The sequence below is a fragment of the Rhizobium phaseoli genome, assembly GCF_010668805.1.
GTDB lineage: Bacteria > Pseudomonadota > Alphaproteobacteria > Rhizobiales > Rhizobiaceae > Rhizobium > Rhizobium phaseoli_A.
In genome coordinates this window covers 1-21,591 of sequence record NZ_WUFT01000023.1, presented here as the reverse complement: position 1 = coordinate 21,591, position 21,591 = coordinate 1, and the positions used below count along the sequence as shown (strand labels likewise).

General features: G+C 60.0%; 19 protein-coding genes and 1 tRNA gene. 12 read left to right on the top strand and 8 right to left on the bottom strand.

What is annotated here, in order from left to right; all coding sequences use genetic code 11:
- Positions 1 to 42: 42 nt before the first annotated feature.
- The 9 genes from xylF to GR197_RS27025 all read left to right on the top strand — a co-directional run bounded on the left by xylF (position 43) and on the right by GR197_RS27025 (position 11,023).
- Positions 43 to 1,083 (top strand): D-xylose ABC transporter substrate-binding protein, encoded by a 1,041-nt coding sequence (xylF, locus tag GR197_RS27065; RefSeq protein ID WP_164015203.1) that lies wholly within the window; start codon positions 43 to 45, stop codon positions 1,081 to 1,083.
- 260 nt (positions 1,084 to 1,343) lie between these two features.
- Entirely contained in the window at positions 1,344 to 2,657 is a 1,314-nt protein-coding gene (locus GR197_RS27060) for a sugar ABC transporter permease (RefSeq protein WP_164015202.1), read from the top strand.
- Positions 2,658 to 2,671: 14 nt separating this feature from the next.
- Entirely contained in the window at positions 2,672 to 3,454 is a 783-nt protein-coding gene (locus GR197_RS27055; RefSeq protein ID WP_007630865.1) for an ATP-binding cassette domain-containing protein, read from the top strand.
- A gap of 196 nt (positions 3,455 to 3,650) precedes the next feature.
- Positions 3,651 to 3,727, top strand: a tRNA-Arg gene (locus GR197_RS27050).
- Positions 3,728 to 4,333: 606 nt separating this feature from the next.
- Complete coding sequence (locus tag GR197_RS27045) at positions 4,334 to 4,660, top strand: hypothetical protein (RefSeq protein ID WP_164015200.1); 327 nt, start codon at positions 4,334 to 4,336, stop codon at positions 4,658 to 4,660.
- Between the two features lie 1,227 nt (positions 4,661 to 5,887).
- Positions 5,888 to 6,829 (top strand): sialate O-acetylesterase, encoded by a 942-nt coding sequence (locus GR197_RS27040; protein WP_164015319.1) that lies wholly within the window; start codon positions 5,888 to 5,890, stop codon positions 6,827 to 6,829.
- A gap of 193 nt (positions 6,830 to 7,022) precedes the next feature.
- A complete protein-coding gene (locus tag GR197_RS27035; RefSeq protein ID WP_164015198.1) occupies positions 7,023 to 8,432 on the top strand; it encodes a DUF882 domain-containing protein in 1,410 nt (469 codons plus the stop codon).
- 182 nt (positions 8,433 to 8,614) lie between these two features.
- Positions 8,615 to 10,480 carry an adenylate/guanylate cyclase domain-containing protein gene (locus GR197_RS27030; protein WP_164015317.1) on the top strand — a complete coding sequence of 622 codons (1,866 nt, stop codon included), beginning with the start codon at positions 8,615 to 8,617 and terminating at the stop codon, positions 10,478 to 10,480.
- 219 nt (positions 10,481 to 10,699) lie between these two features.
- On the top strand, positions 10,700 to 11,023 hold the full coding sequence (locus tag GR197_RS27025; protein WP_164015196.1) for a hypothetical protein: 324 nt from the start codon (positions 10,700 to 10,702) through the stop codon (positions 11,021 to 11,023).
- A gap of 40 nt (positions 11,024 to 11,063) precedes the next feature.
- On the opposite strand, the gene GR197_RS27020 is transcribed toward GR197_RS27025, so the two are convergent.
- The 8 genes from GR197_RS27020 to GR197_RS26985 all read right to left on the bottom strand — a co-directional run bounded on the left by GR197_RS27020 (position 11,064) and on the right by GR197_RS26985 (position 17,598).
- A complete protein-coding gene (locus GR197_RS27020; RefSeq protein ID WP_348643304.1) occupies positions 11,064 to 11,759 on the bottom strand; it encodes a NapC/NirT family cytochrome c in 696 nt (231 codons plus the stop codon).
- Between the two features lie 8 nt (positions 11,760 to 11,767).
- Positions 11,768 to 12,271, bottom strand: coding sequence for a nitrate reductase cytochrome c-type subunit (locus tag GR197_RS27015; protein WP_164015194.1), 504 nt, complete (start codon positions 12,269 to 12,271; stop codon positions 11,768 to 11,770).
- The gene (napA, locus tag GR197_RS27010) at positions 12,238 to 14,745 is read right to left on the bottom strand and encodes a periplasmic nitrate reductase subunit alpha (protein WP_164015192.1); all 2,508 of its coding nucleotides are present in this window, start codon (positions 14,743 to 14,745) and stop codon (positions 12,238 to 12,240) included. The genes GR197_RS27015 and napA overlap by 34 nt, the downstream gene beginning before the upstream one ends.
- Positions 14,746 to 15,003 carry a chaperone NapD gene (locus tag GR197_RS27005; protein ID WP_164015191.1) on the bottom strand — a complete coding sequence of 86 codons (258 nt, stop codon included), beginning with the start codon at positions 15,001 to 15,003 and terminating at the stop codon, positions 14,746 to 14,748.
- Positions 14,996 to 15,214: a 4Fe-4S dicluster domain-containing protein gene (locus tag GR197_RS27000; RefSeq protein ID WP_246724703.1), complete on the bottom strand. Its 219-nt coding sequence runs from the start codon at positions 15,212 to 15,214 to the stop codon at positions 14,996 to 14,998. Before GR197_RS27000 ends, GR197_RS27005 begins: the two co-directional genes overlap by 8 nt.
- Positions 15,215 to 15,318: 104 nt before the next feature.
- Positions 15,319 to 15,510, bottom strand: coding sequence for a periplasmic nitrate reductase, NapE protein (gene napE / locus GR197_RS26995; protein ID WP_164015187.1), 192 nt, complete (start codon positions 15,508 to 15,510; stop codon positions 15,319 to 15,321).
- Between the two features lie 322 nt (positions 15,511 to 15,832).
- On the bottom strand, positions 15,833 to 16,831 hold the full coding sequence (locus GR197_RS26990; protein WP_164015185.1) for an ABC transporter permease: 999 nt from the start codon (positions 16,829 to 16,831) through the stop codon (positions 15,833 to 15,835).
- 89 nt (positions 16,832 to 16,920) lie between these two features.
- Entirely contained in the window at positions 16,921 to 17,598 is a 678-nt protein-coding gene (locus tag GR197_RS26985) for an ATP-binding cassette domain-containing protein (protein WP_348643303.1), read from the bottom strand.
- A gap of 321 nt (positions 17,599 to 17,919) precedes the next feature.
- Between GR197_RS26985 and GR197_RS26980 the strand changes: the two genes are divergently transcribed.
- The 3 genes from GR197_RS26980 to GR197_RS26970 all read left to right on the top strand — a co-directional run bounded on the left by GR197_RS26980 (position 17,920) and on the right by GR197_RS26970 (position 21,342).
- Positions 17,920 to 18,900 carry an NAD-dependent epimerase/dehydratase family protein gene (locus GR197_RS26980; protein WP_164015183.1) on the top strand — a complete coding sequence of 327 codons (981 nt, stop codon included), beginning with the start codon at positions 17,920 to 17,922 and terminating at the stop codon, positions 18,898 to 18,900.
- Positions 18,901 to 18,948: 48 nt separating this feature from the next.
- A complete protein-coding gene (locus tag GR197_RS26975) occupies positions 18,949 to 19,938 on the top strand; it encodes a substrate-binding domain-containing protein (protein ID WP_164015181.1) in 990 nt (329 codons plus the stop codon).
- Between the two features lie 447 nt (positions 19,939 to 20,385).
- On the top strand, positions 20,386 to 21,342 hold the full coding sequence (locus GR197_RS26970) for an NAD-dependent epimerase/dehydratase family protein (RefSeq protein WP_164015179.1): 957 nt from the start codon (positions 20,386 to 20,388) through the stop codon (positions 21,340 to 21,342).
- The last annotated feature ends 249 nt before the right edge of the window (positions 21,343 to 21,591 follow it).

The following is a 21,591-nucleotide window of genomic DNA, read 5'->3' as shown; positions in this document are numbered from 1 at the left end:
AAGCATGGGCTGGGCCGGTCGCAACTCACTCGGGAGGATATTATGAAGTCTATTTTGAAGCTGATGGCCGGGGCGGCCATTCTCGTTTCCTTGCATACCGTTGCCATGGCTGCCGATCTCGTCGTCGGCGTTTCCTGGTCGAATTTCCAGGAAGAACGCTGGAAGACCGACGAAGCTGCGATCAAGAAGGCTCTCGAAGCCAAGGGCGCCAAGTACATTTCCGCTGACGCGCAGTCTTCAGCCGCAAAGCAGCTGACCGACGTCGAATCGCTGATCTCGCAGGGCGCCAACGCACTGATCATTCTCGCCCAGGATTCCGACGCCATCGGCCCGGCGATCGAAAAGGCCGCTGCTGAAGGCATCCCGGTTGTCGGCTATGACCGCCTGATCGAAAACCCGGCTGCCTTCTACATCACCTTCGACAACAAGGAAGTCGGCCGTCTGCAGGCCGAAGGCGTCTTCAAGGCCAAGCCGGAAGGCAATTACGTCTTCATCAAGGGCTCATCCTCAGACCCGAATGCCGACTTCCTGTTCTCGGGCCAGCAGGAAGTGCTGAAGGCCGCGATCGACGCCGGCAAGATCAAGAATGTCGGCGAAGCCTATACGGACGGCTGGCTGCCTGAAAATGCTCAGCGCAACATGGAGCAGTTCCTGACCGCCAACAACAACAAGGTTGACGCCGTTGTTGCTTCGAACGACGGCACCGCCGGCGGCGCGATCGCAGCACTCGACGCCCAGGGTCTTGCCGGCTCCGTTCCGGTTTCCGGCCAGGACGGCGACAAGGCAGCGCTGAACCGCATCGCTCTCGGCACGCAGACGGTTTCCGTCTGGAAGGACAGCCGCGAACTCGGCACACGCGCTGCCGAAATCGCTCTCGACCTCGCCGGCGGCAAGGACATGAGCAAGATCGACGGCGCCCAGACCTTCAAGGGCGGCCCGAAGGGCGTCGAAATGCAGTCTGTCTTCTTGAAGCCGCAGGCAATCACCAAGGAAAACCTCAACGTCGTCATCGACGCCGGCTGGATTTCCAAGGCTGAAGCCTGCCAGGGTGTCAAGGCCGGCGCTGTCGCTGCCTGCAAGTAAGCAAGCTTCGAACGAAATGCCGGCGCCGCAGCGGAGACACCGTTGCGGCGCCGGATGCGGATGAGACCTCCAACGATGAAGGTTTCTCCGCCTCGCCGCACCATCGCGGACTTTCATTCCCTGCCGGAAGGGTGTCGCGACGCCACGCCACGGTTTCCGGAAGCATCGCGATGGTCAGTTGAAGAACAGACGATGACGCCGTTGGCAGCCTCTAGCCCGCCGGCGCAGCCGTCCAAACATAATGGGGGAACGGCAAACCCATGGCCGAAATGGTAAAATCAACGACATCAAGCGGACCGCGAGCGGCGGAAGCCAGCCCGGTGACCCGCTTCTTCCGGGCGACCGAGATCGACACGCGCCTGCTCGGCATGATCGGCGCGCTTGTTATCATCTGGATCGGTTTCCACATCATCACCGGCGGCCTGTTCCTGACCCCGCGCAATCTCTGGAACCTTTCGGTCCAGACGACCGACATCGCCGTCATGACCACCGGCATGGTGCTGATCATCGTCACCCGCAACATCGACCTTTCGGTCGGTTCTGTGCTTGGCCTCTGCGGCATGATCATGGGCGTGACCCAGGCCAAGATCCTGCCTGAGTATATCGGCTTCGACAGCCCCTTCACCTGGGCGATCACGCTGCTGGTCGGCGTTGCGGCAGGCTGCCTGATCGGCGCCTTCCAGGGCATCATCATCGCCTTCCTGAACGTGCCCTCCTTCATCGTCACCCTCGGCGGCCTGCTCGTCTGGCGCGGCGCGACCTGGCTCGTGACCAGCGGCCAGACGGTTGCGCCGATGGACCAGACTTTCCGCATCATGGGCGGCGGCGCAGAGGGCTCGATCGGCGCCACCTGGAGCTGGGTTGTCGGCATCGCCGCCTGCCTCTTCGTCGTTGCCAGCATTATCGGCTCGCGCCGGCAGCGCCGCCGCTTCGGATTCCCGCGCCGGCCGATCTGGGCGGAATATTTCCTCGCCACCCTCAGCTGCGTGCTGATCCTCGGCGCGGTCTGGATCGCCAACAGCTATTACTGGCCGATCAATATCGCCAAGAAATATGCCGAGACCAACAACATTCCCTGGCCCGAAACCGGCCTGGATATCCCCTACGGCATCGCCGTGCCGGTGCTGATCGCCATCGTCGTCGGCATCATCATGACCTTCATCGCCACAAGGCTGCGCTTCGGCCGCTATGTCTTCGCAATCGGCGGCAACCCCGAGGCAGCCGAACTCGCCGGCATCAAGACCCGCTGGGTCACGGTGCGCATCTTCGCGCTGATGGGCATTCTGGCGGCGATTGCAGCCGCGATTTCCACCGCCCGCCTCAACGCCGCGACCAACTCGCAGGGCACGCTCGACGAGCTTTACACCATCGCCGCCGCCGTGATCGGCGGAACGTCGCTGGCGGGCGGCACCGGCACGATTGCCGGCGCCATGCTCGGCGCGCTCGTCATGCAATCGCTGCAATCCGGCATGGTTCTCGCGCATGTCGACACACCGCTGCAGAGCGTCGTCGTCGGCACCGTCCTCGTCGTGGCGGTCTGGCTCGACACCGTCTATCGCTCCCGTGCCAAGTGAGAGGAGCCCTAAACATGGCTGATCAACGCACTCCCCTCGTGGAACTGAAAAACATCTCGATCTCCTTCGGCGGCATCCATGCCGTGGACAATGCCTCGGTCGATCTCTACCCCGGCGAAGTGGTGGCTCTTCTCGGCCACAACGGCGCCGGCAAATCGACGCTGATCAAGATCCTCTCCGGCGCCTACAAGCGCGACAGCGGCGATATCCTGATCAATGGCGAGCCGGCCGATATCCGCAATCCGCGCGATGCCAAGAAATACGGCATCGAGACGATCTACCAGACGCTCGCCGTTGCCGACAATGTCGACGCCGCCGCCAACCTCTATCTCGGCCGCGAGCTGAAGACCCGTTGGGGCACGCTCGACGACGTGGCGATGGAAGCCTCGGCGCGCGAAGTGATGGGGCGGCTCAACCCCAACTTCAAGCGCTTCAAAGAGCCGGTGAAGGCGCTTTCGGGCGGCCAGCGGCAATCCGTGGCGATTGCCCGCGCCATCCTCTTCAACGCCCGCATCCTGATCATGGATGAGCCGACGGCGGCACTCGGCCCCCAGGAAACGGCGCAGGTGGGCGAGCTGATCAAGCAGCTGAAGAAGGAAGGCATCGGCATCTTCCTCATCAGCCACGACATCCACGACGTCTTCGACCTCGCCGACCGCGTCTCGGTGATGAAGAACGGCCAGCTGGTGGGCCACGCCCGCACCGAAGATGTGACCAAGGACGAAGTCCTGGGCATGATCATCCTCGGCAAGGTGCCGCCGAAAGCCATCCCCGGCCCCGGCGCCATGCAGATCTGAGCAGGCGCCCTGCCCCGACAATTCGCTCCGCCGCCCGCAAGGCCGGCGGAGTTTTTATCTCCCTTTCCGCAGCTGGCGAATAAAAACACCTGCAAATCGCAAGCATCGGTATTTCTGAGAATTTCGCGATTGAAGCCGGCCGCAAGCTAGGCTAAGAACCACCCATCGGACAGGCGATTCAAACCGCCTCAGGCATGCACCCGTAGCTCAGCTGGATAGAGTGTTGGATTCCGATTCCAAAGGTCACAGGTTCGAATCCTGTCGGGTGCGCCATACAAATCAACTCTTTGTAACCACATAAGTGCGAACTCGCACCTGCGGTTCGCGGACTGTAGCACCATAAATGCGAACTGACGGAGGTCAACCGGCCGCTCTATGGTTCATTCGGAGCACGTGCCTGCGTGGCCCTCGCCCCAAATTACCCCTGCTCTAAAAGTTGACAACGCCGAATCCTTCATGGGTCGTCGCCTAAAAGCAACGCGGCTTTCTTCGCCGAAACCCACGCACGCGGCGCTGTTCAAGCGCTCGCATTTGGTGCAGCCGGCGGCCTGACCGTCAGCGACTTACTAGCTTCATGGAATGCTAGTGGCGGCTCCGGACGATCGTGCAAGATCAAGGGCAATATTAGCATCGAAACAGGCGGACGCATCTTCCACGTGCCGGGGCAGCGATAGCTACGCACAAACGAAGATCCCCAGCATGGAGAAGGGTGGTTCTGCTCGGAATTTGAAGCTTGGGCGGTCGGCTGGCGGAGATCGAAAGCGTAAGACCGTGCTACGCCTTTGGGAGATGGTCGACATGGCTCCGATCGCTGGTGAGAGCGACCGTGAGGGGGTATAAATAGGCGGCAGACGTGGGTTAAGAAGAAGGGAGTGAACGATGAAAGCGATCACGGTTTCTGGCCTCATTATGCTAACCTTCGCATCTGCTGCATATGCCGCAACCTTGACGGGGGAGCAGTTGAAAAGCGAGTTGGTAGGCCACCCAATCCACTGGAAGTCAAAGACGCAATCGGGCGTCACAACTTATAAACCAGACGGAACGATCGAAGCGACAGTCGACGGAGACAAGGCCACCTACCAGGGCACATGGAGCATCAAAGGCAACAAGATGTGCGAGAAGTTCGATAAGGAAAAATGCGCGACGATCAATTCGCTTGGAGGAAAGAAATACTCCAAGGGGGCCGGAACGTTTACGGTGGAATAGCGCCTGATTTTCGTCACCAGGCGGCACGTAAGCCGCCTGGCTTCTCGCGTAATCCTGAAGTGGAGGAGCCAAAGCCATTCCAATTGCTGCGCAGCGTTACGCCTCCTGGCGTGTCCGCAATGGGCCACAGCCGCTGAGGCCTCGCGCCCCAAAGTTTTAGCATTTCCACATTTAAGTTGGCGGCTGGCCTCCTGAGTGGCTTTCATTTCGCGAGAAAAGCGCCTGAGTTCAGCCAGCGCCTTTGATAGTCCAATGTCTGCGAGCCTATAGCGCAGCTGCCATTTTTCCCATTTGATCTTGCAGTCAACTACGTCGATATCATCAAGCTTCACTGCGACTACGACAAAGAGAAATGCCTCACCAGCAGCGGGGGTGTTCCGTTCATGACAGCCTGGGGCCATCTGACAGCAGAATTTCTGACGACCTTGCTTGGTGACATTCTGGAAAGGAGAGCCGCCGACCTGCGGGGCAGCGGTCTCCTCGATTTCCTGGTACTGCCACACGCCAGGCAATCCGAACGAACTGCGAGTTCTCAGCCGAACGCTGGTCCCAGGTCTTCCGCTTCTCCGTCAAATTAAGCGGCCTGGCGCCGGGAACGACGGTGAACCTGGTGTTCAAGTCCGGACTTCCCGCATAGCCCATCGTCTCGATGAGTTGGTCCTCATTGCGATTGAGGAAATAGCACCTTCGCATTATCGAACGGGAGTACGATTGTCGTGGCTCTCATTTAGGCTGAGCCGGCAATACCGCGGCAGCGGAACCCAGTCGGGGTTGCCGACACACTCTTTGAACTTGAACGTCGCCCCCGTGGGAGGCCAGTCATCGCTTCTCTCTCTTCGCGCCAAATCAAAAGCTTAGCACTGGATTTGCGGGTATGAACGTAACCGGTGCTCCGCACCCACGTTGTCCTCGCCGCCCCAATCTGTGATCGCCTTTCCATGGACGGGCAACGGGAGTTTTCGACATGGAACTGCGTGCTGCATGGCAGGCACGATCGCTCACCCAACCGGATGATTGCAATCACTGGTTCGGACTATAGTTTAGAGCGAGTTTCCAGCAACTCCACGCCAAATAACCGTCGATTGGGGCGCGATCTTCGCGTCGAATTCCTTTTTTAAAGGTCATGCCCGAACAAGCAGATGTGGCTGGCGCAAAGGAACCGTCATGGCTGGAGCAGCCTTGATCGGTCCGATAGCCTCCATGTCATCGGATGATGTAGGTAACGACATGCGCAAAACGACAGCAGTCGGCCTGGCCGCCTTCATCGCCATGTACTTTTTCGGCGGCATCAGCGCGAAACATGAGATCGTTCCTTGGCCGCAACTTTCCGCGCTGAGGAAAATGGTTGGTGGAGAGAAGGCGCCGGCGCCAAGCCGCTATACTTTCGACGACAAGGAACGGCTGATCGGGGATGAATCAAAAACGCCTGTGTCCTGCCCCACTCAAACGGATCGAACTGCTGTCTTGCTCATTCTTGGCCAATCGAACGCGGCCAACGACGGTGGACAAAGGCACCGGTCAAAATATGGCGGTCGCGTTGTAAACGCCTTCGACAAACGGTGCTTCATCGCGGCGTCGCCACTTCTTGGATCGACCGATACCAAGGGAGAGTACTGGACGCTTCTTGGGAACAAATTGATCGCATCGGGCCAAAATGACAGCGTCATCCTCGCACCCCTCGCATATTCCGGATCTGAGGTCGCGCGATGGGCGGCAGGCGGTGACCTCAATCCTGTACTGGTCGATACTGTGAAACAGCTTCAGGATTCCGATTACCGGATAACGAGCGTCCTCTGGGTGCAAGGAGAGAAGGACCTCGTTATGGGCACCACCGCGGAGGCCTATCAGGAACATTTCATGTCGATGGTTGACACATTGCGTCAGCACGGCGTCGTAGCACCCGTTTACATTTCGATCGCATCGAAATGCCTCGAACCGAGCAACGGCGGCTTCAAGGCGCATATCCCAGACAATGCGATCGTGCGGGCGCAACTGGCCCTGCAAAAAAGTGGCCACGGTATCCGAGAAGGCGCAAATTCTGACGCGTTACTCGATGGAGAAGACCGCTACGACGATTGCCATATCGGGGGCACAGGCGCAGAAAAACTGGCGCGGGCCTGGCTGAACCTTCTGGGCGGCGATCACCGCCACGAAGGAGTAACCATGTAGCTCGCAACACTGAACGGGAACAGCACCAACCTGGCAATGCCAATGATCGTGGGCAGAGGTTCGTGTAGGTCTTGCCCATGCAGGGCGAACGCCGCCACGAGGTTGGGTAGCCCGCATTCTCAACTCGCCGAGCGTCCCGCATCCCCTCGTTAGGAATTTGTTGACCACAAGCTGGCTTTACTGAGCCTGATGGATGCGGAGTTCCCGCCCGTCGTCGAGTGTTTGGTGTGGGACGGGATTGTTGGCGTTGAGGTATTCACTGCAAGGTTTGTCGGGCGGAATTGCCACGCTCCTGTCGCGTGCGGAACGCTTCGCAGCGCAGACCATTCTGCCGGCTCTGTTGGCTCTGCCGGCACTTTTCGGTTCTGCATCATTTGCCTCGGCTGAGGATCGCGCCCTGAAGCTGTTTTTTACCCATACGGGCGAGAAGGCGACGATTACCTATAAGCGCGACGGTAAGTTCGATGCCAAGGGCCTTGCCCAGATCAACCGGTTTCTGCGCGACTGGCGAAGGAACGAGCCGACCCGGATGGATCCCCGGCTGCTCGACCTGGTCTGGGAGGTGTACAAGCGCAGCGGCGCCAAGGACCACATCCACATCGTCTCCGCCTATCGATCTCCCACCACCAACAACATGCTCCGCAACCGCTCGCGCAGCACGGGCGTCGCCAAGAAGAGCCAGCACATGCTGGGTAAGGCGATGGATTTCTACGTTCCCGGCGTGAAGCTTTCGACGCTGCGGGCGCTTGCCATGCAGATCCAGGTCGGCGGTGTCGGATATTATCCGACCTCCGGATCGCCCTTCGTGCATCTCGACGTCGGCAATGTCAGGGCCTGGCCTCGCATGTCCCGGCAGGAACTCGCGCGAATATTCCCGAATGGGCAGACGATGCATCTCCCGGCGGATGGCCGGCCGCTGCCGGGATACAATCAGGCGATTGCGAACCACAGGAAACGCGTCAGCCCCACCGCGATCCAGATTGCCAGCACCGCGGGAGAAGACGACGAGGTGGTGGTGTCGACCAGGCCGAGTGGCGGCAGCAAAGACGGCAACCTCGTGACGGCGCTTCTGCCGACACCGAAAAGCCGGGCATTGAATGCGTTCGCGCTGCAAACCGGCGCGGCCGAGCCGGATGACAAGCGCTCCGTTCCGGATGTTTCCTCTTTGCAGATCCCGATACCGGCGATGCGCCCGCCTGCCCTTGCGCACGACGCTGATGTGGACGAGGAACTGGAGACTGCGTCGATCGGCCCAATTGTCACGCTTCCGGAGAGACCGGCGTCTGCCTTGCCGAGCCACGCCCGCTTCCATCCCCGCATTGTTGCAGGGGAGGTTTCCAGGTCGGGCGCCGGTATGATTGCCACCCTACCCATGACCGCTTCCTGGGAAGAAGCAAATTTCCTCGGATCGACGTCCGAGGCGGCGCTGATGAAATGGGCGCTGCATTCTCCCAGTGAGGCGATGGAATTGAGCGCGCCGCGCATTTCCCCGCGCATGGTTCATCGCCAGGCGAATGTCGCGACATCAGGAAAAGAGATCATTCCGGTCGCCGCGGCGGATCGGTTCGACGCCAATCGGTTTGTGGCGCCCCCGGAGGGCTGACCTCAATCGTTGGCTTGATGCGCTGCGCCTGTCAGAAGCCGAGCGCCGCGCCCGGCCCTCGGGCAGCATTCGGCAAAACACGGTAGGCCCATCCTCGAATCGTCGAAGCGCAGCCTTGAGTGAAACGTGCTGCAAAATCATGTACCATGCTCGGTGCGGAATTCCTGTTGGGGGACCAGGGCATGGAGCGCAAATTATCCGCCATCCTCGCCGCTGACGTGGTCGGTTACTCCACACTGATGGAGAAGGACGAGGCCGGAACATTCGACCGTCTTCAAGCGCGGCGCACTGAGCTTTTTGAGCCTGAAATTGCAGGGCATCATGGGCGGATCTTCAAGCTGATGGGCGACGGCTTGCTCGCTGAGTTCGGAAGTGTCGTCGATGCCGTCGAATGTGCCGTGTCGCTTCAGCGTGGGATGGCGGATCGCAACGCCTCTGTTTCCGAGCAGGAGAGGCTCAACGTCCGCATCGGCATAAACCTCGGCGAAGTGATCATTGACGGCGACGACCGTTATGGCGAAGGCGTGAATGTCGCCGCCAGGCTGGAGCAGCTCGCACCCGAGGGTGGAATTTGCGTTTCAGGCAAGGTCGCCAGGGAAGTCGGGAAAAAGCTTGCATTTGGCTTTGAGCCCGGCGGCCTTCGGAAGGTCAAGAACATCGAAGAACCTGTCGACGTCTATTATATCTCCATCGACGGCTCGCCGCTCCCGCGGTATTCACGTCGGCGAGGCATCGCCCGTCACTGGTGGGCCGTCGCACTCTCCGCCGGCCTCGTGACGGCAGTGACCGCCGCAGCTGTAACGCAATATTATCCGCTGACAGCCACCTCTCCCGCGACATCCGGTGCAATGCCTGCGGTCGCCGTGCTGCCGTTCAAGGACCTGAGTGCCGAAAGGAACCTTGGATACCTGGGAGAAGGCATCGCAAATGACGTCATCGCCATCCTTTCCCGTTTTTCCGATATTGCGGTCGTCTCGCGAACCTCGTCCTTCGCTTACGAGGACAAGGAGGGCGATGTCCGCCAAATCGGCAAGGAACTCAGCGTCGGCTATGTCGTCGAAGGGAGCGTGCGCAAGGAAGGTGAAAGGGTCCGCATCGTTGCGGAACTGATCGACGCAGGAACGGGCGAGCATGTCTGGGCAGACCGTTTCGACAAATCCGGGACGGATCCATGGGCGCTGCAGGACGAGCTGACCGGCAAGATTGTCGGTGCGATGACAGGCGAATGGGGAGCCATCCGCAGGGCTGATTACAGTCACGCCTGGGGCAAGGACAGCACAAACCTCGCGGAATATGACTATTACCTGCGCGCCGAAAGCCAATTGAACCTCTTCACCAAGGAAGGTGTCGAGCAATCCGGCGAGATCGCGCAACAGGGGCTGCAGGTGTTCCCCGGCTCCCCCTTGCTGACAGTGGAGCTGGGATGGTCCCATTGGTTGAAAGTTGGGCTACTCTACAGCTCCGACCCGCAAGCTGATCTTCAGGAAGCGGGCCGACTGGCCGACGAGGTTCTCTCGAACAAGAACCTCAGCCCGCAGGTGGGGCGATTGGCACACTGGCTGCGTGCCTGGCTTTTGACGCTCAAGCCGGACCATGACGCCGCTGTCGCGGAGATGAACAAGGCCATTGCCGCTGCGCCATACAATGCCTTCACGCTCACTGATGCGGGCAGTATCTTCCTGCAGGCAGGCGAGCCCGAGAAAGCCCTGGAACTGACCGATACCGCAGCCGCCCGCGATCCCGGCTTGGCCTGGTTCTTCAACTACGTCAGAGGTTTCATCTTTATCGTGATGGGTCGAAACGAAGATGCCGTCGAGGTGCTCAAAACAACGGAATTTGCCGACGCTCCGCTCCAGCTCGCCATTGCCTATGAGCGTCTCGGCCGACAAACAGAAGCGCAAGCGGCCGTCGAGCGGATGCTGAAATCAGCCCCGGATGCGACAATCGGGTCGTGGCTGCAGGCCTGGCATTTCCGGGATCCGTCGGTACTCAGCCAAGCCGCCGTGGATTTGAAACGCGCTGGACTTCCGGACGGCCGCACTCCCTGAGCATTGAGCCAATGCTCGGTCGACCGTCCCGCTGAATAAGTGCTCGCATGGCTGCCACTTTGCACCTGGATGATTGAAATCAGGTCCTGCCACCGCGTTAGCACCGTGTTAGCGCGGCTTATCTACTGTCGTGACAATAAGGCAAACTCGGTTATTCATCGCAACCGGGGCAAGCAGACCGTGGCGAGCCCTGAAACGCCGACGGCTGACGGAGGTTACATGAAACTGGTTCCAGGCAGCTTGATCTTATCGTGTTCCCTGCTGCTATCCAGCGTGTCGGGATTTGCCGCCTCCGGCGGATGGCAGTCGGATGGCCAGGGCACGACATACTGGCACGTCACGCCACCGCCCGGACAATGCAACATAAGCCAGGCAAAAAACCTGGCGCTCCGGGCAGGCATCTATCGCAGCCAGATTATACAGCAGGATGACAATGTCATCGTGCTCAGAGGTCTGGATCAATCAGGCGACCGGCGGGAGATCGGCTTCGGCAACATCAGGGGATGCCCTGAGTTGAAGGGCTATGAGGATCAGCACCCCTGAGGACATGGCCAGCGCGCCAGCGCCGCCTCCAGAAGCCTCTTCAGAACTGTTGCGTATGGATTTCCGCCATTGCGCGCCTGAGGTCGTCGATGGGGTTGCCGATCGACGTCTGCGTCCCCTCGAGCTCCTTCGGCATCTTCCAGCCGGGATCAATTCCCTGCATGTTGGGCAGCTCGTGCGCAATGCCCTTATGGCAGTCGATGCAAGTCGCCTTGCCCGGAAGCAGATATTGCGTGTGGATCGCCGCGGCTCTCGGCGTCTGTTTCTGCAGGTCCATTGCGACTGCCGAATGGCAGTTGCGGCACTCGAGGCTGTCATTGGCCTTCATCCGGGCCCATTCGTTCTGCGCCAGACCGAGGCGGTGCTCAAGAAATTCCGGCCGAGTGTCGATGGTGCCAAAGATTTTGCCCCACACTTCCTTCGAAGCCTGCATCTTGCGGGCAATCTTGTCCGTCCAGTCATGAGGAACATGGCAATCCGGACAACTGGCGCGCACGCCCGAGCGGTTGGAGAAATGGATTGTCCGGGTCAACTCCTCATACGGATTGTCTTTCATCTCGTGGCACGACACGCAGAAATTCTCCGTGTTGGTCAGCTCCAGAGCGGTGTTGAATGCACCCCAGAACATGACGCCGCCAATAAAGCCGCCGAGCGTCAGCACGCCCAGTCCGATCGTCGCTGCCGGCGTCGTCAAGACAGACCATGCCCAGAGAATGAGGCGTTTCACCCAAGCGATCATCGTCGTCACTCGCTTCCCGCCGGCTTGAAGCCAAGTTCGCTCATATCCTTGAACATACTTGGCACCAGCGGTTTGATATCAGCCTGTGGAACGTGGCAGGCCGTGCAGAAATAGCGCCGGGGCGAGACATCCGCGATCATCTGGCCGTCCCGCGTCATGTAGTGGGTCACGCTGATCATCGGAGCGCCGGAGTCCTGGGTGAATTCCCGCTTGTGACAGGAGAGGCACCGGTTGGCGTTGACCGAAAGCTCATAGCCCTCGATCGAATGCGGGATGATAGGCGGCTGGTCGGGATAGGCACGCATCTGGCGGCGGTCATCGACCACCCATCGCGGGAGGACGGCGGCGGGCTCGGACTGCATCGCCTCCGGCGGTCCTTGAAGCTGGGGCACATTCTGGGTGACGACCTGGGCGATCGATGCCGTCGTGACGAACACCAGCAAACCCGCTGCGATGGCTGTCCATTCGGGTCGCCTTAACCGACGACGGGGAGAATCTTGACCGCGCATTTCTTGAAATCCGTCTGTTTCGAGATGGGATCGGTGGCGTCGAGCGTGACCTTGTTGATCAATTGACTGGCGTCGAACCACGGGACGAAGATGACGCCGGATGGCATCCGGTTCCTGCCGCGGGTGTCGATCCGGGTGCGGATTTCACCGCGCCGCGAGATGATGCGGACTTCGGCCCCCTGGTTGATGCCACGTTTTCGCGCGTCGTCGGCGTTCATGAAACAGCGCGCACCGGGGAACGCCTTGTAGAGTTCGGGAACCCGCATTGTCATCGAACCGGAATGCCAATGTTCAAGCACCCGTCCCGTCACCAGCCAGACATCGAATTCGTCGTCGGGCGATTCTGCGGGAGGCTCGTAGGGTGCTGCCAGGATGACGGCCTTGCCGTCCGCCTGGCCGTAGAAATTCAAACCCTCGCCGGATTTCACATAGGGATCATATCCTTCGCGGTATCGCCATTTGGTTTCCTGCCCGTTGACGACGGGCCAGCGCAGGCCTCGAACCTCGTGATAGACGTCGTAGGGCGCCAGATCGTGGCCATGCCCGCGTCCGAATGCCGCGTACTCTTCGAAAAGCCCCTTTTGGACATAGAAGCCGAAGGCCTTTGCCTCGTTATTGTCGTAGTCGGCACTGATTTCCTCGACGGGGTACCGGTCAACCTCGCCGTTGCGAAACAACACGTCGAACAGCGTCTTGCCGCGATAGGCCGGATTGGCGTCCAGCAGCTCCGGCGGCCAAACCTCGTCGGTGGTGAAGCGCTTCGAGAACTCCATCATCTGCCAGAGGTCGGAGCGAGCCTCGCCCGAAGCCTGTACAAGCTGGTGCCACACATGCGTCCGGCGTTCGGCGTTGCCGTAAGCGCCTTCCTTTTCCACCCACATGGCGGCGGGCAAAATCAGGTCGGCGCTCATCGCGGTGATCGTCGGATAGGCGTCCGAGACGACGATGAAGTTTTCAGGATTGCGGTAGCCGTTATAGGTCTCGTTGCTGGTATTCGGCGCCGCCTGGACGTTGTTGTTGACCTGCACCCAGTAGAAATTGAGCTTGCCATCCTTCAGCATCCGGTCCTGCTGCACCGCATGGTAGCCGGGTTTTTCCGGGATCAGGCCGTGAGGCACACGCCAGATCTCCTCGGCATGTTTGCGATGCTCGGGATTGGTCACGACCATGTCGGCAGGCAGGCGATGGGCAAAGGTTCCGACCTCGCGCGCCGTACCGCAGGCGGAAGGCTGACCGGTCAGGGAAAACGGACTGTTGCCCGGCTCCGAGATCTTGCCGGTGAGAAGATGGAGGTTGTAGACCATCTGATTGGCCCAGACGCCTCTGACGTGCTGGTTGAAACCCATGGTCCAGAGCGACATGACTTTCCGGGTAGGATCGGCATAAAGCTCGGCCAACTGCTCAAGAAACTCCGGATCGACGCCGGTCATCGCAGCCGTCTTTTTCAGCGTGTAGTCCGAGACGAAGTCCTTGAAAGCCTCGAAATCCATCGGCTCGGTCTTGCCCGGATCGGCCGAGTTTGCGGCCTTGACCTCGATCGGATCATCGGGGCGCAGGCCGTAGCCGATATCGGTTGCGGCGCGGGCAAATTTGGTATGCTTCTCAACGAATGCCTCGTTGACCCGCCCGGTTTGAATGATGTGGTTGGCGATATAGTTCAGGATCACCAGGTCCGTGCCGGGCTTGAAGACGATTGGTATGTCGGCCAGATCCATGCTGCGATGGGTGAAGGTGGACAACACCGCGACCCGGACATGCGGTTGGCCGAGGCGACGATCGGCGACCCGCGTCCACAAGATCGGATGCATTTCCGCCATGTTGGAACCCCAAAGCACAAAGGCGTCAGCATTCTCGAAATCGTCGTAGCATCCCATCGGCTCGTCCATGCCGAAGGTTCGCATGAAGGCGACGGCGGCAGACGCCATACAGTGGCGGGCGTTTGGATCGAGGTTGTTCGACCGAAAGCCGGCGCGCATCAATTTCGTCGCGGCGTAGCCTTCGAAGATCGTCCACTGGCCGGAACCGAACATTCCGACGGCGGTCGGCCCCTTTTCCTTCAATACGCGTTTGCACTGCGCCGCCATCACATCGAAGGCCTCATCCCAGCTCACCGGCTCGAACTCGCCCTCCTTGGCGTAGACGCCGTTCTGCTTGCGGAGCAGCGGCGTCTTCAACCGGTCCTCGCCGTACATGATCTTCGAAAGAAAGTAGCCCTTGATGCAGTTCAGGCCCCGGTTCACTTCGGCCTGCATGTCGCCGTGCGTGGCGACGACCTGGCCCTGCTTGACCCCGACCATGACGCCACAGCCGGTCCCACAAAACCTGCAGGGCGCTTTCGACCACTTTATCTCAAGCGCGTCGATACCGCCGGGCACCTGCTGCGCGGCCGCGGGAAGCGCAATGCCCGCGGTCGCCGCGGCTATCGCTGCCGCGTGCGCCTTCAGGATGTCACGACGGGTCAGTTCACCGGTCATCTACGCCCCCTCCGTTTCGATGTGTTCGAAAACCATATTCGCGGAGATGACCCCATCGAACAGCGATATGCGCGACAGGCATTCGCCCATCATGCCTGTGCTTGTCCCTTCGATGACGATGACAATCTTGCCGCCGCCATGGCCGTGGACTTCAACGTTTTTCATCACCGCAAGCTGGCTGAGAACGCTAAGCGTCGCGGTAGGCAGCGTCGCGACGACCGCGCTCGATATATGATAGAGCGATGGAGTTTCAGGCATTGCGACCCTCCAGTCCATTTGCCCGGGTCGCGATTGCGCCGACCGGACAGACTGCAAGGCAGGCGTCGCATCCGGTGCAGAGTTTTTCGTCGATCTCGGGAAGAAACGGCCCGCCGATCCGCGGCCGGAATCGGATTGCATTCTCGGGACAGCTTTCGTCGCACGACCGGCAGGCAACACCCCGCTTGGACAGGCAGGCTTCCGTCACCATGGCCGTGTGAGGCACGGATGTTGACGCGTCCGGCTCGGATGCCGGGTCGGGACGGCCGAGGAGCAGTTGTCGGCGAGACAGCGCCTTTGTCTGCATGGCGCGCCTCAATGACCAGGAGGACCCGGAGGTCCGAAGACGATTTGCCACATCCAGACGGCGAAGCCGTAGCTGCCAACGACGCCGACGGCGATCACCGGCCAGATGCCGAAAGCAAGTGCGAAGAAGGTGACAAGCTCGATCTTCCTCCTGTTCGGCGGCTGCGTGTCCGCAGAGCCGCCTTGGACGGGCTGTAGCATCTTACTTCCTCCCCGCATGTCATCGCCGGCATTGTGATGCTGGTCCTGTCATGCTGAGAATTGCATACCGCCCTGCCTTTGGGGACGTATGTTACAGTAACTAACGGAGCGGATTGCCAATGTATGGGAGGTTGGGAACCGGGTTCCGATGGACAGAGAAGGCGAGCTTACGACCTGACCGCCGGGGGACCGACCGATCGTTAATACTCTGCCAAAGGCGGGTATATTGCTGTCTTCACGGATCCATGAGGCCCAGGCAGAGGGATCGATGCCTCAACAGGTCCGGATCACACCCGTCAGGTGCCGCGGATCCCTCCCAACCCTACTCGCTCTGCCGCAAATTGCGTATCCGGTCGAACAGTACCGCCAGCACGATCGCCCCGCCGATAAACGTCCCCTGCCAGAAGGCGTTGATGCCGAGCAGGCCGAGGCTGTTGCGAATCACTTCGATCAGCGCCGCGCCGACCAGGGCGCCAAAGGCGGTGCCGATGCCGCCGGCGAGGTTGGCGCCGCCGATGACGGCGGCGGCGATCACCTGCAATTCCATGCCGGCGCCGATATTGGTGGTGACGGCGCCGAGCCAGCCGGTCTGGACGATGCCGGCAATGCCGGCCGACAAGGCCGAGATCATATAGACGGCGACCTTGATGCGGCGCACGGGAACGCCGGTGAGCGTTGCCGCGTGTTCATTGCCGCCGATGGCGAAGATATAGCGGCCGAAGCGGGTCCAGCGCAGCACGAAGCCGGTCAGCAGCGCCAGAACCACCATGTAGAGAACCGGGTTGGCGATCCCGAAAAACCAGGCGCCGCCGCCGAGCGCCAACAGTTTGTCATGGTCGGGGCCGAATTGGTAGACGACAGTGTTGTTCGAGGCGACCATTGCTAAGCTGCGCGCAATCGACAGCATGCCGAGCGTCACCACGAAGGGCGGAAAATTGAGGTAGGCGATCAACACGCCGTTGAAGCCCCCGACCACAAGCGCCGTGGCGATCGCCGCCGTTATGCCGACTTCGATGGAGTAGCCGGCGTTCATGGTGACCGCCAACACCATGCTGCAGAGGCAGAGCACCGAACCCACCGACAGGTCGATGCCGCCTGTGATGATAACAAGCGTCATGCCGAGCGCGATGATGGCGACGAAGGTGACGTTGCGGGTGATGTTATAGAGGTTCTTCGTCGTCGCAAAGGAATCGGTGGCAAAGGATAGGAAGAGACAGGCCAGGATGACGGCGATCAGCACCCAGAATGTCTGGCCGCCGACAAACTCCGCAAGCCGGCTGCGCTGCTTCTGTGCAATCGTCTGGTCCAGTGTCACTGCCATCTTCGACCTCTCACTCCAGATAGGGGCATGCTCCCCTAGGGGATATTTCTTCCGGCAGGAATTTCTTCCCCGGGATTAAGCAGTATCGATCACACCTGTTCGATGGCGCCCGTTATAAGACCCGTCACTTCCTCAGGCGAACTCGCGGCAATCGCCTTGTCGGCGACCTTCCGGCCGCGGCGCATGACGATCACCCGGTCGGCAACGGTGAAAACATCGGGCATGCGATGGCTGATCAGCACGACCGCAATGCCGCGGTCGCGCAGCTCGCGGATCAGATTAAGGACTTCGGCCACCTGGCGGACCGAAATGGCCGCCGTCGGCTCGTCCATCAGCACGATCTTGGCCTCCGACAGCATGGTGCGCCCGATCGCCACCGCCTGCCGCTGGCCACCCGACATCTGCTTGACGAGGTCGCGCGGTCGGGTTTCCGATTTCAATTCCCTGAAGATCTCGCCGGCGCGCCGGTACATCGTCTTGTAATCGAGAACCTTCAGGGGACCGATGCCGCGCCGGAGCTCGCGGCCGAGGAAGACATTGGCGGCCGCCGTCAGATTGTTGCAGAGCGCCAGATCCTGATGGACGATCTCGATGCCGTGCTGACGCGCCTCGACCGGGCGGTGCATGACGATCTCCCGGCCCTCCAGCCGCATCGTGCCCTCGCTCGGCCGAAAATTGCCGGCGATCATCTTGACCAGCGTGCTTTTGCCGGCGCCGTTATCGCCCATCAGGCCGACGACCTGACCGGCTTCGAGCGCGAAGGACACGTCGTTGACCGCCTGGATGGCGCCGAAATGTTTGGAAATATTGGTGAGCTCGAGAACCGCGACCAGCCGACTACCCTCCCCGGAACCTGCAGGCCTGCCTTCGCCGCCGGTGCCAATACCCGGTTGCCAGTCAGACGCCTGCGATCTCGCTTGGCCGATCTCCTCCCGGAAAAGCGATTATGTGCATTAATGCAAAAGCGCCAGGAATCGTCAATCAAATGTCCGCTAAATCAGCCTCTCATCACAAAAATCTATTTTGTACGACAAATACAGATTGACGCCGGAAACGCGGGGATATTAGCTGTTACTGGGGAGAGAAGTATGCTGATCCTTGTCACCGGGGCTACGGGCAAGGTCGGGCGGCGCTTCATTACTGGGCTGCTTGACGAGCCGCAATTTTCCAAAGCACGCATTCGCGCGCTTTGTCATAATCGCGTGCTCGAGGAAACCGACCGCGTCAGTGTCGTGAAGGGCTCGATCGCCGACAGCGATGTCGTGGCGGCGGCGATGGACGGCGTCACCCATGTCGTGCATCTCGCCACCTGCAAGGAAATCCCCGCCGACGTGATGGATATCACCGTCAAGGGTCTGTTCTGGCTGCTCGAGGCGTTTCGCGCCAGCCCCACGGCGGAGCAATTCATCCTGATCGGCGGCGATGCCGGCATCGGGCATTTCTTCTATCGCCATGACGGGCCATTGACCGAAAAGACGCCGCATCGCGCCTATCCCGGCTGCTACGCGCTGTCCAAGGTGCTGGAAGAAGTGATGCTCGAGCAATTCGCCATCCAGTACGGCATCAACACCTGCTGCCTGCGGGCGCCGTGGATCATGGAGAAGGACGATTTCAAGTACACGCTGTCCTTCGGCGACGATGTCTTCGGCGGGCCGGACTGGAAGACGCTGGTGCCGGCAGCCGATGCCGAGCGTTATTTCCGCGATGGCACAGTGCCGCTGCTGCGCGATGCCGACGGCCGGCCGCTGAAACGCAATTTCGTCCATGTCGACGATCTCGTCTCGGCGATCCTCGCGGCAATCGACAATCCGCGCGCCAAGGGGGAGCTCTTCAACATCGCCATGGATCGTCCCGTCGATTATGGCGAGGTTGCCGCTTATCTCTCCCGCACGCGCAGGCTTGGCTCGGTCAATATCGAAAGCCAGTTTCACTCGAACTGGATGGACAACAGCAAGGCCAGATATCTGCTGGACTGGAACCCGGCCTACGATCTGGAAAAGCTTATCAATTCGGCTTGGGACTACCAGCGCTCGAAGGAGGAGCCTCGGGTCGTCTGGTATCCAGGTTGATCACGCGGCGGGTGCAGAAGCGCCCGTCTTTTTCAATGGGAGGAAGCTATGAGGAAGGCATTATTGCTTACAGCCGCAGTCCTGGCGCTGACGGCCGGACAGGCCCTAGCCGCCAAGAAGCAGCTGGTTATCGTCGTCAAAGGCCTCGACAACCCGTTCTTCGAGGCGATCAACCAGGGTTGCCAGAAGTGGAATAAGGAAAACGCATCCGCCGAATACGAATGCTTCTACACCGGCCCGGCATCGACCTCCGATGAAGCCGGCGAAGCGCAGATCGTCCAGGATATGCTTGGTAAAGCTGATACCGCCGCCATCGCTATCTCGCCGTCGAACGCCAAGCTGATCGCCCAGACGTTGAAGACAGCCAATCCGAGCGTTCCCGTCATGACGCTCGATGCCGATCTTGCCGCTGACGACGCGGCTCTGCGCAAGACCTATCTCGGCACCGACAACTACCTGATGGGTGCAAAGATCGGGGAGTACATCAAGAAGGCCAAGCCGAAGGGCGGCAAGATCTGCACCATCGAAGGCAATCCCGGCGCCGATAACATTCTGCGCCGCGCCCAGGGCATGCGCGATACGTTGAGCGGCCAGAAGGGGCTGGCGGCGCTGAAAGGTGAAGGCGGCTGGACCGAGGTTGCCGGCTGCCCTGTGTTCACCAATGACGATGGCGCCAAGGGCGTGCAGGCGATGACTGACATCCTCGCCGCCAATACCGACCTCGATGCCTTCGGCATCATGGGCGGCTGGCCGCTGTTTGGCGCACCGCAGCCCTACCGCGACCTGTTCAAGCCGATGGCAGACAAGATCGGCAAGAACGAATTCGTCATCGGCGCCGCCGACACGATCGGCGACGAAGTGGCGATCGCCAAGGAAGGCCTTGTCACCGCGCTCGTCGGCCAGCGGCCGTTCGAAATGGGCTACAAGGCGCCAACCGTGATGATGGACATGATAGCCGGTAAGAAGGTCGAGGATCCGGTGTTTACCGGCCTTGACGAATGCACCAAGGACACTGTGGACACCTGCATTCAGAAGTAACCTTGGCATTCCATAAATGACGCGGCTCGGAGCGCCCACACGCGTGGGCGCTCCGATGACGATACAACGCTCGGCTGCGCACCGATCCAACCCGAGAATGCCCGCATCGCCGCCGTGACCGGCCGCGATTGCAGCGGGTGTGAGCTGCACACCTCCGCGTGACATCCATTAGCTCTCCCAACACTTGAAACTGTGCTGCCGAAGATCGAGTCAGACTTTAGCCCGATGCGCCAGCCAGCATCCTCATGATATAAAATGCGTCCGGGTCGACGGGTCTCCCGTGCCGCAATTGGTCCGATGCCGAATCCGGCGATACCACTTTAAGTAACGCGCGTTAACAATTAAGATTAATAAGGGAGATTCTCTAGAATATTTCTAATTAATTGCCACGCCTTAAAGGTGATGCTAATAAACACTCACCTTCTAAAAGTCACAAGGCGCGATGCAATGAAAAGCGTATTGATTTCTGGTGGAGCTGGATTTATCGGATCGCATTTGTGCGACCGGATTTTACTTAGAACCGACGTCCAAAAGCTGGTTGTTGTTGACAATCTCTGGACCGGACTTTTCGACAATATCGCCCACATCAGCGATCCCCGCTTTCACTTCGTGAAGTCGGACGTAGAGACGCTGCGCAGTTCTGAAAAATTCGATGAAATCTACCATCTTGCCTCCCCGGCATCGCCGCCATGGTATATGAAAGAACCGAAGAGGACGATTTCCGCCAATCTTCTGGGGGCATTCCGGCTGCTGGAGCTTTTGAAGAAGGGCGGACGTTTCGGCTTCACCTCGACCTCAGAAGTCTATGGCGACCCGCTGGTGTCGCCGCAGCCGGAATCCTATAGGGGCCAAGTGGACTGCACCGGACCGCGCTCATCCTACGACGAGAGCAAGAGGTGCACGGAATCGCTGCTGTTTGAAATGCAGCGCACCCAGGGGCTCGACCTCAAGGTCGTGCGTCCCTTCAACATTTACGGTCCCCGCACCCGGCCCGATGACGGCCGCGCCGTCTCCAACTTCATCACCCAGGCGCTGGCGGGCCAGCCGATTACCGTATTCGGTGATGGCAAGCAGTCGCGCAGCTGGGGCTACGTCGATGACGTCGTCGATGGTTTCGCACGCTATTTCTGGATCAATGAAACCGACTATAAGGGACCTTTGAACGTCGGCAACGATCGCGAGATCTCGGTTCTCGAAGTCGCGCAATATATCTCGAAGCTGGTCGGCGGCGTGCCGATCGTCTTCGAGCCGCCACCGCCGCAGGACCCGACCAATAGGCGGCCGGACCTGACCAATGCGAATTACGTCATGCCCGAGTGGTCGTGCAAGGTCAGCTACGAACAGGGTGTCGCCATGACGCTCGACTGGTTCAGGCACCAAATGAAGGCGCATGCTGCAGAATAAACCACATCAGCTTTCGAGACTCATCTCGGGTGCATATGGCTTATATTCACGGCATGATTGAGATGATGACGATGCGAGAACCAATTCCGTCCGATCCAGCTATACTTTCTCCGCGACAGCCGTGACCTGCCACTGAATTTTCATCCGGCGGCGATTAGAGCCTCGGCGGTTTTGAATACGCCAAGTGGCGCGGTGTGAGCAACCGGCGGAAACGCGAAGCTTTCATCTCGCGCAGCGTTGGAGCCGGTT